Origin of the sequence: Mesorhizobium sp. M0522, from assembly GCF_040321085.1 — a bacterium.
GTDB lineage: Bacteria > Pseudomonadota > Alphaproteobacteria > Rhizobiales > Rhizobiaceae > Mesorhizobium.
This window is the reverse complement of record NZ_JAMYQW010000002.1, coordinates 191,746-204,493: the sequence shown is the minus strand read 5'-3', so window position 1 is coordinate 204,493 and position 12,748 is coordinate 191,746. Positions and strand designations below refer to the sequence as shown.

At 62.9% G+C, this 12,748-nt stretch carries 10 protein-coding genes; 5 read left to right on the top strand and 5 right to left on the bottom strand.

All coding sequences use genetic code 11. From position 1 onward, the window contains the following. Positions 1 to 140: 140 nt before the first annotated feature. The gene (locus NKI58_RS03665) at positions 141 to 536 is read left to right on the top strand and encodes a hypothetical protein (RefSeq protein WP_352782198.1); all 396 of its coding nucleotides are present in this window, start codon (positions 141 to 143) and stop codon (positions 534 to 536) included. Between the two features lie 14 nt (positions 537 to 550). Here the strand turns inward: NKI58_RS03665 and NKI58_RS03660 are convergent, their stop codons facing one another. Then, entirely contained in the window at positions 551 to 1,324 is a 774-nt protein-coding gene (locus NKI58_RS03660) for a gamma-glutamyl-gamma-aminobutyrate hydrolase family protein (RefSeq protein WP_352469877.1), read from the bottom strand. 284 nt (positions 1,325 to 1,608) lie between these two features. Between NKI58_RS03660 and NKI58_RS03655 the strand changes: the two genes are divergently transcribed. Continuing rightward, the gene (locus NKI58_RS03655; protein WP_352492671.1) at positions 1,609 to 2,718 is read left to right on the top strand and encodes a TRAP transporter substrate-binding protein; all 1,110 of its coding nucleotides are present in this window, start codon (positions 1,609 to 1,611) and stop codon (positions 2,716 to 2,718) included. 387 nt (positions 2,719 to 3,105) lie between these two features. Here NKI58_RS03655 and NKI58_RS03650 read toward each other — a convergent pair whose 3' ends face one another. From NKI58_RS03650 to NKI58_RS03635, 4 genes are all read right to left on the bottom strand, one after another. Then, on the bottom strand, positions 3,106 to 4,131 hold the full coding sequence (locus NKI58_RS03650) for a zinc-dependent alcohol dehydrogenase family protein (protein ID WP_352782194.1): 1,026 nt from the start codon (positions 4,129 to 4,131) through the stop codon (positions 3,106 to 3,108). A 14-nt stretch (positions 4,132 to 4,145) separates the two neighbouring features. Then, positions 4,146 to 5,924, bottom strand: a complete 1,779-nt coding sequence (locus NKI58_RS03645; protein WP_352782280.1) for a TRAP transporter large permease — start codon at positions 5,922 to 5,924, stop codon at positions 4,146 to 4,148. Further along, the gene (locus tag NKI58_RS03640) at positions 5,924 to 6,508 is read right to left on the bottom strand and encodes a TRAP transporter small permease subunit (RefSeq protein WP_352452211.1); all 585 of its coding nucleotides are present in this window, start codon (positions 6,506 to 6,508) and stop codon (positions 5,924 to 5,926) included. The genes NKI58_RS03645 and NKI58_RS03640 overlap by 1 nt, the downstream gene beginning before the upstream one ends. A gap of 204 nt (positions 6,509 to 6,712) precedes the next feature. After that, positions 6,713 to 7,618: a branched-chain amino acid ABC transporter permease gene (locus NKI58_RS03635; protein ID WP_352782192.1), complete on the bottom strand. Its 906-nt coding sequence runs from the start codon at positions 7,616 to 7,618 to the stop codon at positions 6,713 to 6,715. A 141-nt stretch (positions 7,619 to 7,759) separates the two neighbouring features. On the opposite strand from NKI58_RS03635, the gene NKI58_RS03630 reads away from it, so the two are divergent. The 3 genes from NKI58_RS03630 to NKI58_RS03620 all read left to right on the top strand — a co-directional run bounded on the left by NKI58_RS03630 (position 7,760) and on the right by NKI58_RS03620 (position 12,596). Next, positions 7,760 to 8,368: a CGNR zinc finger domain-containing protein gene (locus tag NKI58_RS03630; RefSeq protein WP_352783877.1), complete on the top strand. Its 609-nt coding sequence runs from the start codon at positions 7,760 to 7,762 to the stop codon at positions 8,366 to 8,368. Next, the gene (locus NKI58_RS03625) at positions 8,361 to 8,891 is read left to right on the top strand and encodes a hypothetical protein (protein ID WP_352452209.1); all 531 of its coding nucleotides are present in this window, start codon (positions 8,361 to 8,363) and stop codon (positions 8,889 to 8,891) included. The genes NKI58_RS03630 and NKI58_RS03625 overlap by 8 nt, the downstream gene beginning before the upstream one ends. A gap of 225 nt (positions 8,892 to 9,116) precedes the next feature. After that, positions 9,117 to 12,596: an indolepyruvate ferredoxin oxidoreductase family protein gene (locus NKI58_RS03620; RefSeq protein WP_352783880.1), complete on the top strand. Its 3,480-nt coding sequence runs from the start codon at positions 9,117 to 9,119 to the stop codon at positions 12,594 to 12,596. The last annotated feature ends 152 nt before the right edge of the window (positions 12,597 to 12,748 follow it).

The window sequence follows — 12,748 nt, the reverse complement described above, 5'->3', positions numbered from 1 at the left end:
CTATTAACTTCAGCTTAACCCTTCGGAATCATTCTGGTCCCTTCGCAGTGTATGTCCGCCTGACAGGACATGACAGCAAGATGAAGCGCGCCTCCCTGATCTCTTCGAACCGGCGCGCTTGAAATGCGCGGAGAACCAGGATGAAGACGCTTCCTGCATTGATGGCAGTCGCTGTGCTGTTCGGCAGCGCCCAGCTGTTTTACGCCGGCAGCGGTGAAAGCCGTGCAGCCAGTGGGTCGCCGCCTTCATCCGGCAACTACAGGCTGGTAGCCCATGGCGACGAGGGGTCTTGTGCGGTCAGCCGCGGCGCCGAGATTTCGCAAGGCCTGTCGCTGTTGACGGTCGCAGCAAATTGCCGCCGGGTGTTGCCCGGCGTCGAGCAGGCGAAGTTCTGGCGAGAGCAGGATGACGGCACGGTCACCTTCAGCGCCAACGGCACCGATCCGATTGTCATGTTCTCAGTCGCCGACGGCGATGGTTACGAATCCTACGCGCCGGCGCTGCCGCTGCTGACGCTCGCGTCGGCCGGCAACTAGCGAGCGCGGCAGGACTATTCCGCGGCTGCGCGCGCACCCGATTTCGCCGCCTGGTGCAGGCGCACCGCATCGCCGAATGCGCGAAATATCTTTACCGAGATACTGTCCGATTTGACCCAGTATTCGGGATGCCACTGGACGCCGACGGCGAAAGCCCGTGCATCGCGCACCGAAACCGCCTCGACAGTGCCGTCGGCGGCGACCGCTTCGACCTGCAGCTTTGGGCCAAGCCGGTCGATGGCCTGGCGATGCACCGAATTGACCATGATGTCGCCGGCGCCGAAGACCCCGGCCAGGCAGCTGCCGGGTTTTATCGCCACGCTCTGGCGGATGGCGAAGCGTTCGTCCTGATTGTCGCTTGCCGGCGCACGATGATCGAGCGAACCGGCGCGTTCCTGGATTTCGGTGGCCAGCGTGCCACCCAGCGCCACATTCATCTCCTGGATGCCGCGGCAGATGGCGAGCAATGGCACCCCGCGCTCCACCGCCCGGCGGATCAGCGGCAACGTCGTCGCGTCGCGGGCGGAGTCGTAAGGACCATTGGCTTCGCTGGCGTCACCGCCATAGAGCGAGGGATGAACGTTCGATTTGGAACCGGTGACCATGACGCCGTCGACGGCAGAAAGCAGTTCGTCGAAGTCGAGCCGGTCGCCGAAGGACGGTACCAGCAGCGGGAACACGCCTGCACCCGAAAGCGCCGCTTCGAGATATTGCTGTGGCGCGGCATGCCAGGTGTAATTGTCGAACTGGCGGACATCGGTCGATACGGCGACGAGCGGCTGGTGCATTTGGTCCGGATCCCATCGGGTGCAACGAATTATCTGCCTGCAAAATAGGCGATCCGGAGGCGCATTTCCATGGCAAGTTTCGGCGTGTCGCGTAGGCCAGTTAATCGACCTTAGACTATAGTTGCAAGATCTGCCCCAACGCCGCGAATTTCCCCGAAATGCGCCGCTCAAACCGGGCTGCCGTGCTGGACTCGACTCCTTGCCTGTGTATTGTCGGCTCGAAGCCGATCCGGGCGCCGAAGTGTCCCGAATGTCGGTCAGTGGATCCAAAAGGGAGGAACTTCATGGATCGTCGTTCGTTCATCCGCAAGGCCGGCACCGCCGGCGTTGGCGCCGCGGCCGCTGCCGCGACACTTGCCGCGCCGGCCATCGCCCAGTCCAATCCGAAAGTGACCTGGCGGCTGGCGTCGTCCTTCCCGAAGTCGCTCGATACGATCTATGGTGGCGCCGAAGTGTTTTCCAAGATGCTGTCGGAGGCGACCGACGGCAACTTCCAGGTCCAGGTCTTCGCCGCCGGCGAACTCGTTCCCGGCCTGCAGGCCGCCGATGCCACCACTGCCGGCACCGTCGAGGCCTGCCACACCGTGGCATACTATTACTGGGGCAAGGACCCGACCTGGGCGCTGGGAGCGGCGGTTCCGTTTTCGCTCAACGCGCGCGGCATAAACGCCTGGCACTATCATGGCGGCGGCATCGATCTGTTCAACGAGTTCCTGGCGACGCAGGGTCTGTTTGGGCTGCCGGGCGGCAATACCGGCGTGCAGATGGGCGGCTGGTTCCGCAAGGAGATCAAAACGGTCGCCGACCTTTCCGGCCTCAAGATGCGTATCGGTGGTTTTGCCGGCAAAGTGGTGCAAAGGCTCGGCGTGGTTCCTCAGCAGATCGCCGGTGGCGACATTTATCCGGCGCTGGAAAAAGGCACGATCGATGCCGCCGAATGGGTCGGCCCCTATGACGACGAGAAGCTCGGCTTCTACAAGGTTGCGCCCTATTACTACTATCCCGGCTGGTGGGAAGGTGGACCGACTGTCCATCTGATGTTCAACAAGGCGAAATACGACGAACTTTCGCCGGCTTACAAGTCGCTGGTGCACACTGCCGCCCAAGCGGCCGATGCCAACATGCTGCAGAAATACGACTACCTCAACCCGGCGGCGGTGAAGCGGCTGGTTGCCGGCGGCGCCAAGTTGAGCCCGTTCAGCCAGGAGATCATGGCCGCCTGTTTCGAAAAGGCCAACGAAGTCTATGCCGAGATGGAAGCCTCGAACGCGCCGTTCAAGAAGATCTGGGATTCGATCAAGGCGTTCCGCAAGGAGCATTATCTCTGGGCGCAGGTGGCCGAGTACAACTATGACACCTTCATGATGGTCCAGCAGCGCAACAGCAAGCTCTAGAACATTCTGCGACGCCGAGTGGCTCCACTCGGCGTCGCAGAAATGAGCTAAAACAAAGCGGATGCCCGGTTTTATTTGAATGCATTCCGCTCCAGGAAGACGTGGTTCTTGTCAAAGGACCCTGAGCACGCCCCGTGTTCCTTTCTGTCAGCCTCGGACGCACTGACTTCCACCAGTATTCCCGCCCGGAGCATGGCAATAGAACACTGTCGACTTGATGCGGCCACGCCTCAGTTGCTGGACCTCACCCGGTTGTAGGCTGGCGTCGGCATAGGTGGCGGGGTCGCCTTTCCCCGGCTTCATCAGCCCGGCTTCATCAGATTGAGGATGAAGCCATCGATGCGACGCAGAACCGCGAAGCCTGCCGGTGGCAAGTGGCCCGATGGATCAGCTCTGAGGCACTACCAGGACTTTGACCTCACCTGGCGCCGGCGGGTTGGCAATGATCGCCACCGCCTCGTCGAGGCTGACTTGTCGCGATATCAGCCGATCTACTTCGATCGCCCCCGAGGCGATAAGATCGGCGGCCCGGCGATGGGTAAAGGGGTTGAGGAAGGAACCCAGAACCTTCAACTCACGGAACAGCAGATCGAATGGTTCGAACGCCACTTTCATGCCTTGCGGCATCACGCCGACGACGACGACGGTGCCGCCCGCTTTGGCCAGCCGCAACGCCTGCTCAACAGTGTCTTTCACGCCGGCGCATTCGAACACCACGTCGACGCCGCCCGGCATCAAACCCGACCGGCCGACGATCGCATCGGTGACATCGAAGGCGCTGGGATCGAGCGTCGCCGTTGCGCCAAATTGCTCGGCAAGAGCCCGCCGCGAGGCCTGACGGGTCGACAAGATAATGGTCGTCGCACCGGCGAGCTTTGCCAGCTGAACGGTGAGCAGGCCGATCACGCCGCCGCCGAGCACCGCGACCGACGAGCCTGGTTTGATCGCGGCAAGGTCCACGCCATGCAGGCAGCAGCCGAGCGGCTCGCAGAAAGCACCATGCGTAGGCTTCAGATCGCCTGGCAAGACGAAGGCCTGTTTCTGTGGCAGGACAAGATATTCGGCAAAGCCGCCATCGCGATGGATGCCGATGGCGCGTAGATTGCCGCAGAGATTGACCCGGCCGGCCTGACAATGCTCGCATCGGCCACAGGCAATGTTGGGATCGCCGGTGACGCGGTCGCCGACGGAAAAGCCGGATACGGCAGGTCCGACCGCCTCGACGATGCCGGAGAATTCATGCCCGAGCGTCACCGGCGGCGTGCACGGGAATTCACCATGGAAAAGATGCCTGTCGGTGCCGCAGACGCCGCACGCCTCGATGCGCACCAGCAGATCGTTCGGCCCGGCGGTCGGTTTCTCGACCTCGCACACGGCGAGGCTGCCCACTCGCTCCAACCGAACCGCCTTCATGGCTGCCGCCTTCCTCAGTTGAAACTCGGTGGTTGCGACAGATCGATTGCCGGCGCCGCCGGTTTCGCGGGCGGCTTTTCGTCGAAGCTCGGCGGCTGCGACAAATCCGGTGTGGAAGGTGAGGCCGGGGCAGTGCCGCCGTTGGCCGGCGGCGTGCCAAGCGGCGACAAGCCGATGCCGGGCGTTTCCGGCACCTGGTAGTTGATGGTGCCAGGATCGACGACAGTGCCTTTGTAGTGCATCACCATCTGCGGGAAGGCGATGGTCAGGCCGATCATGATCACCTGGATGCAGACGAAGGGCACTGCGCCCCAATAGATCTGCCCTGTGGTGACCGGCGCGATCTGCTTGCCGGTGAGTCGGTCGAGATAGGGCACGCGCGCGGCGACCGAGCGCAGATAAAACAGCGCGAAGCCGAAGGGCGGATGCATGAAGGAGGTCTGCATGTTGACGCCCAAAAGCACGCCAAACCAGATCAGGTCGATACCGAGTTTGTCAGCCGCTGGCGCCAAAAGCGGCACGATGATGAAGGCAAGCTCGAAAAAGTCGAGGAAGAAGGCGAGCACGAAGACGAGGATGTTGACGCCAATCAGGAAACCGACTTCACCGCCCGGCAGCGACGTCAACAGGTGCTCGACCCAGATGTGGCCATTGACGCCGTAGAAGGTCAGCGAGAACACCCGCGCGCCGATCAGGATGAACAGAACGAAGGACGACAGCCTGGTCGTCGAGGCCAGCGCCTGCTTGACCACGTCGAGCGACAGCCGCCCCTTCATCGCCGCCATTGCCAGCGCGCCGACGGCGCCCATGGCGCCGCCTTCCGTCGGCGTGGCGATGCCAAGGAAGATGGTGCCCAGCACCAGGAAGATCAGCGCCAGCGGCGGGATCAGCACGATGATCACCTGCTGTGCCAGTCTGGACATCAGGTTGATCTTCAGGCGCTGGTCGACGATCGCGACGACATAGATGAAGATGACGCCGATGGTGGCGCCGAGGATATCGGCGTTGCCGCCATGGTTCGGCGCAAGGTAGCGATACGCCGCATAGGAAACCACCACCGCCGCCAGCAGCGCCGCCAGCAGCGACAGCGCGCCGTGGCCGAGCGTGCGGGCCTCCAGCGGCAGGGCCGGCATCGACTTCGGCCGGAAGATCGACATGAGCAGGATGTAGAGCATGTAGATGCCGGTCAAAATGAGCCCGGGGATCAGCGCTCCCTTATACATATCGCCGACCGAGCGGCCGAGCTGGTCGGCCAGGACGATCAGCACCAGTGACGGCGGGATGATCTGGGCGAGCGTCCCGGACGCGGCAATGACGCCGGATGCCAGCCGCCGGTCGTAGCCGTAGCGCAGCATGATCGGCAGCGAAATCAGACCCATGGCAATGACGGAGGCCGCCACCACGCCGGTCGTCGCGGCGAGCAGCGCGCCGACGAAAATCACGGCATAGGCGAGGCCACCACGGACCGGTCCGAACAACTGGCCGATCGTGTCGAGCAGGTCTTCGGCCATGCCGGATCGTTCGAGCACGATGCCCATGAAGGTGAAGAACGGGATCGCCAGCAGCGTATCGTTCGACATCACCCGGCTGCCATAGAAATTATCCGGCAACGCGTGCAGCAACGGCCAGGCGAGATTGATCGAGCCGCCCGAATAGGGCGACAGAAGCACGCCGACGAAGAAGAACATCAGGCCGTTGGCGGCGAGCGAGAAGGCGACGGGGTAGCCGATCAGCAGGAAGACGACCAGCGAGGCGAACATGATCGGCGCCATGTTCTGGGCGATGAACTCGATCACGAGCGCACCTCTTCGGCGAGCGCCTTGGCTTCGAGTTCGGCCTGCTCATGCGCCGATATGAACGGAGTGGGATCGTCCATCTGACCGCGCATGATGGCGATTTTCTTGATGATTTCGGAAATGCCCTGCAGTGCGAGCAGAAAAAAGCCGACCAGCAGGATCGCCTTCGCCGGCCAGATGATCAGCCCGCCGGAATTGTTCGACATCTCCCCGCTGCGATACGACAGCGACACATAGGGAACGAAATAGACCACCATCAACGTCACGAACGGCATCAGGAAGAAGACGTGACCGAAAAGGTCGATCCAGTGCTGCACGCGGCGCGAGAACATGCCGTAGACGATATCGATGCGGATATGGTCGTTCTGCTTCAGCGTGTAGGCGGCGGCCAGCATGAAGGCGGCGCCGAACAGATACCATTGCAATTCCAGCCAGGCGTTCGAGGACATGTCGAACACCTTGCGGATGACGGCGTTGGCGGCGCTTACCAGGATCGCCAGCAGGATCAGCCACGAAACCCATTTGCCGATGAATTCGTTCAAACGGTCAATGGTTCTGGAAAGAGCGAGAAGCCCTGCCATGCATTCCTCCCTTGTGTCAGAGCGCGGCGGTTCCCTGTCCGTCGCGTCGCTGTGGACCAACGGTATGCAGTGCGTGGTCCGGCGGGTCAACACGGGACAGCCCGCATAAACACAGTTGTGAGATGACGGGCGGCAAAATGCTGCCGCGTCCTTTGCATGTCCAAGGACATGCGGCGCCTTCACCCAAGCAAAGTCGGGTGCGGCTCAGGCGATCTTCTGTTGGTCGCGGCCGGCGCCGATCAGCACAAGCATGGCGACGAGGAACAGGTACATCCAGCCGTCCCGCCATTCGAGCGGAAAATAGCCGGCCCATAGCGATTCGGCCATGCCGAAAGCGGCGGCGCCCAGTGCCGCCCGCAAAGGCGAAAGATAGCCGCCCACTGCGGTCACGAACAGGATTTTCAACCCGTAGACCAACCCTGTGCCGAAGCTGATGTTGCCGTAGTAGAAGGCGGCGAGCACGCCGGCCAGTGCCGCGCAAAGGCCGCCGAAAAGCACCGCACGCCGAAACACCGCACGGACATCGACGCCGCACATCGCAGCCGCCTTGGGATCGTCGGATACGGCGCGCCAGCTCCGGCCGAAGCTCGAATATGCGAAGCCCCAAGCAGCCAGCGCTATGGCCGCCAGTACGGCGGCGCAATCGAGCAATTGGATCAGCGTCAACGTCGCCTTGAAGCTGGCATTCTGCGCGAAGACGATGGTTTGGGCCAGCATTGGCGGCAACCATAGGTCATGGGTATCGGCGGCGATGCGGCTGGCTTCCGACAAGATCAGCAATATGCCGAGCGTCGTCACCACGATGGCGTTGGGCGAGCGGTCGGCCAGCGGTTCGAAGATACTTCGCGACAGGACATGGCTGAGCAGCGCCGCATAAAGGAATGCCGCAGCTACGCCGAGCGCGACCGATGCAAACAGCGTCAGCCACAGCGCCTGATAGCCGAACGCCGCGGTGAGGATCATCGTATGCCCGCAAAAGGCGAACAGCGCGCCATAGGCAAGATTGGTACGGTGCAGGATGCCGTTGGTCAGCACGTAGCCGAAGGCAAGCAATGCGTAGAGCGCGCCCGAATGCAGCCCGTTCAGAACCTGCTGGAAGAAATAGAGCATGCAAGACCCTCTATGCATGCCCCGCAATCGGGGCAGAAGTTTGGGACGAACGATATTCTCAGTACGGCGATCGCCTCAGTGACGAGCGTTGCACCCGGAATCTAACTTGTCAAACGCGAGTTATCAGTTAGATTCTACCATATGACGGTATCCTGGACTCCGCACCGCTTTACCGGTGGCATGCTGGCGCTCGATACGGCGAACACCGTCGTTTTGCGGAACGATCCGGAGAAAACTTTCGACCGTTTCGACGATCCGGCCGAGATCGCCCGCTTTGCCGAAGCCGCGAGTGCCTTTCGCGCCGCCGAGCTCGGCGGCAGGCGGCTCGTAGCGCCGGCGCCTGAAAAGATCGCACCGGTGGTGCTGTCGATCCGGGAGACGACCGATCGGCTGTTTCGCGGCGCGGTATCGAAAGGTGCGATCGCGACCGGCGATATGCCGAAATTCTTGGAAGCCTGCGCCGATGGCCTCGCTCATAGCCGCACCGAAATCGGCATGCCTGGAAAACCGTTCGGTGATCCGGCGACGCCGATTGCCTTCGAGGCCGCGCTTGCGGTCTCGGCGCTGTCGCTGCTGCGTAGCGACACCATCGCCAGGCTGCGGATATGTCCGAACTGCAGCTGGCTGTTTGTCGACAAAAGCCGCAATTCCAGCCGCCTCTGGTGCGACATGGCGGTGTGCGGCAACCGCCAGAAGGCAAACCGACACTATCGCCGCCGGACCGCGGCCAGGGAGGTCACCAATGTCTAGAAGATTCTCACGCGCGATGATTGTCGTCGCGGCGTTGTTCGCGGCGGCCGCGCTCGGCGCCTGCCGTGACTCCGGCAAGGACCAGCTGTTCGCCATTTCCGGGAAGCTGTTCGAGTTCAACTACCGGCTGGGTATCGCCACCTATGTCATCACCCTCAATCCGCTGCGGCCGGTGGGTGAGGGGCAGGTCGCTGTGGTCTCCTTCCAGAACCCGGCCGGTGGTGATCCGATCATCGTCACCCAGAAAATATGGCCGAAGCTGCCGCATGTGACGCTCACCAGCCCGCCGCTTACCTGCGTTGTCAAGGACAAGCCCTATGCGGTGTCGATCCGCATCGAGGATTCCAGCGGCAAGTTGCTGCAGAGTTTCGCGACCACTCTCACGTCCTCGCTCGACCAGTCGGTCCTGCCCGACCGGCCTCTGGTGGTCGGGCCAGTCTACGAGCTCAACAAGGACTTGGCCGGCCATGTCGACGGCAAGCTGCCCGGTGAACCGAAGCCCAGTTGCCCAAAGGCTGCATGATGCATCACCAGCGGCGCTGACCGCCGCCGGAATTTTTCATGCTCGGCCATCCTCCCCGACAGGCGTTTCGTGGCGCCACACGGCCGCGCACGGATCGTTTGTTGCGGACCGCCTGGCACCTTCGATTTTGTTTGACCTCCCCGGCAAGGGAAGAAAGACTGTGGGCACTCGACTCCGACGTTGGCCGCGCACCTCCAGGCGCGGCCTCCGCACAGGAAATGCCTGATGACGCTGCACAATGTCGCGCTCGACGACAAGTTCGACCTGGCAAAGGAGCGCATCTTCCTGTCGGGTGCCCAGGCAGTCATCCGCATGCTTCTGATGCAGCGCGAGCGCGACCGCCGGGCTAGCCTGAACACCGCCGGTTTCGTCTCCGGCTATCGCGGCTCGCCGCTCGGCGGCCTCGACATGCAGCTGTGGAAGGCCAGGAACCAGCTCGCGCAGTCGGACATCGTCTTCCAGCCCGGTCTCAACGAGGAGCTCGCCGCCACCGCCTGCTGGGGCTCGCAGCAGGCCGAATTGCTGGGCGAGGGTACCCATGACGGCGTTTTTTCGGTCTGGTACGGCAAGGGTCCGGGCGTCGACCGCTCCGGTGACGTGTTCCGCCACGCCAATCTCGCCGGGTCGTCGAAACATGGCGGCGTGCTGGCTCTGATGGGTGACGACCACATGGCCGAATCCTCGACCAACGCGCATGCCACCGAGTTCCTGTTCGTCGACACCATGGTGCCGATCCTTAATCCGGCCGGCGTCCAGGAGATCATCGACTACGGCCTTTACGGCTTTGCCATGTCGCGTTTTGCCGGCACCTGGGCGGCGATCAAATGCGTCAAGGACAACATCGAATCGACAGCCTCGGTCGATGCCGCGCTCGACCGGCTAGATATCGTCATCCCGGACTTCGACATGCCACCCGGCGGCCTCAACATCCGTAACGAGATCGACATGCTCGGCCAGGAGGAGCGGTTGCATGAATACAAGCGCGCCGCCGCTTCAGCGTTCATCCACGCCAATGGGCTGAATCGGATCGTCTATTCGGGCGGCACCAGCGCCAAGCTTGGCATCGTCACCATCGGCAAGAGTTATCTCGATGTTCGCCAGGCGCTGGAGGATATCGGCGTCGACGAAGCGGCCGCCAGTCGTATCGGTATCAGGCTGTTCAAGGTCGGCTGCCCGTGGCCGCTCGACCTGCAACACATCGCCGACTTTGCTCGCGGCCTCGATACTATCGTCGTCGTCGAGGAGAAACGCTCGCTGATCGAGGTGCAACTGCGCGAGAACCTTTACGGCACCGCGACGCAGCCGGTCATCGTCGGCAAGAAGGACGAGACCGGCGACTGGCTGTTCCCGGCCAAGGGCGCTCTCGACCCCAACGATATTGCCATCGCGCTCGGCGAGAGGATTTTGCGAACGATCGGCCCGTCGGAAGAAATCGCCGCGCGGGTGGCGAAGTTGCGCCAGTTCCAGGCGATGCTGGCCGACACGTCAGACATCGCCTCGCGCACGCCCTTCTTCTGCTCCGGCTGCCCACACAATTCCTCGACCAAGGTGCCGGACGGCTCGCTCGCCGCCGCCGGAATCGGCTGTCATTTCATGGCGCTGTGGATGGACCGCAACACCGTCGGCTTCACCGCCATGGGCGGCGAGGGCGCGCAGTGGGTCGGCCAGGCGCCGTTCTCGAAGCGCGAGCACATCTTCCAGAATCTGGGCGATGGCACTTACAACCACTCGGGTGTGCTGGCGATCCGCTTCGCGCTGTCGACCGACGCCAATATCACCTACAAGATCCTCTACAATGACGCCGTCGCGATGACCGGTGGGCAGCCGCACGAGGGCGGCCTGACGGTGGACATGATCGCAAGGCAGGTGCGCGCCGAGGGCGTGGAGCGCATCGCCATCGTCACCGACGAGCCGGACAAATATACCGGCAAGGTGGAATTCCCCGCCGGCGCCACCATCCATCACCGCGACGATCTCGATCTCGTCCAGCGCGAGTTGCGTTCGGTCAAAGGCGTCTCGGTGCTGCTCTACGACCAGACCTGCGCCGCCGAGAAGCGTCGCCGCCGCAAGCGCGGCACCTTCCCCGATCCCGACAAGCGTATCTTCATCAACGAGCTGGTCTGCGAAGGCTGCGGCGATTGCGGCGTGCAGTCGAATTGCGTCTCGATCCAGCCGGTCGAGACCGAATTCGGCCGCAAGCGCAAGATCGACCAGTCGAGTTGCAACAAGGACTTCTCTTGCGTCAACGGCTTCTGCCCCTCCTTCGTCACCGTTCACGGCGCCAAAATCAGGAAAGCCGAAGGCATAGCCGGCGCGGCCGACCCGCTCGCGGGGGTGCCGGCGCCGGCGCAATTTACGCTCGGTGAACAAGGCTGGGCGGCGATCATCGACGGTGTCGGCGGCACCGGCGTCGTCACAATAGGCGCGGTGCTGGGCATGGCCGCGCACCTGGAAGGCAAGGGCTGCGGCATGATCGACATGGCCGGCCTCGCCCAGAAGGGCGGCTCGGTGTTCACCCATGTCCGCATCGCCCGCACGCCGGACGACATCCACGCCATTCGGGTATCGGCCGGCAAGGCCGATCTCGTGCTCGGCTGCGATCTCGTCGTTTCGGGTGCCAAGAAGGTGTTGGCCGCGGTGCGCGAAGGCCATACCATCTTCCTCGCCAACACTGCCGAGATCATGCCGGGCGAGTTCGCCCGTTCGGCCGATTTCTCGCTGCCCGTCGAGCGGCTGAAGAAAGCGATAAGAACGGCCGCGGGCGACGACAGGACGCATTTCTTCGACGCTACCCGCACCGCCACCGCGCTGTTCGGCAGCTCGCTTGGCGCCAACATGTTCATGCTCGGCTTCGCCTTCCAGCACGGCGGCTTGCCGCTGTCGGCGGAGGCGGTCGAGAAGGCGATCGAGCTCAACGGCGAGGCGATAGCGATGAATATCGCGGCATTTCGCTGGGGCCGCCGCGCCGCCCACCAGCCGGATTTCGTCCGCAGCCTTCTTGCCCAGCCGGGCAAGGCCACGCAGCATGCCGCCATTGCCGAGACGCTGGACGATATAATTACTCGCCGCGTCGCCTTCCTGACCGCCTATCAGAACGCCGCCTATGGCAAGCGCTATGCCGACAGACTGGCGGCGCTGCGCAAGGCCGAAACCAATGCTGTGCCCGGTTCGACCGTGGTGACCGAGGCTGCCGCAAAGAACCTGTTCAAGCTGATGGCGATCAAGGACGAATACGAGGTGGCGCGGCTTTATACGGACGGCTCCTTTGCTGCAGAGCTCGCAAAGCAGTTCCAGAGCCACGGCAAGCTTGAATTCCATCTCGCACCGCCGATCATGGGCAGGCGCGGCAGTGACGGCAAGCCGAAGAAGTCGAGCTTTGGTCCGTGGATGATGAACGGGTTCCGCCTGCTGGCGGCGATGAAGGGGCTGCGCGGTACCGCTTTCGACCTGTTCGGCTACAGCGCCGAGAGGCGTATGGAGCGGCAGCTTCTTGCCCTCTATGAAGCCGACCTGGCGCTTGTCGCCGGCGCGCTGGCGCCGGGCAAGATCGAGGCCGCCGCCGCGCTTGTCTCGGTGCCGGCGCTCATCCGCGGCTTTGGCCACGTCAAGCAGGCCAGTGCCGAAAAAGCCGCCGGCGAACGCCAGCGTCTGCTCGACCGCCTCTCGACGGCGCCGCTGCGGCCGCAACTTCAAGCCGCCGAATAATTCAGCGCTGTGATACGCCTTGTTTACCTGAACTGTAGTTTCCCTGCTTCCGCTGCGTCACCAATGAATGCCAATAGAGCCCGAACCGCTGCTCTAAACCTTTCTTAAGGCCAATGTGACACTGCTGGGTTCCCCAGGGTTGGGATCCAGGC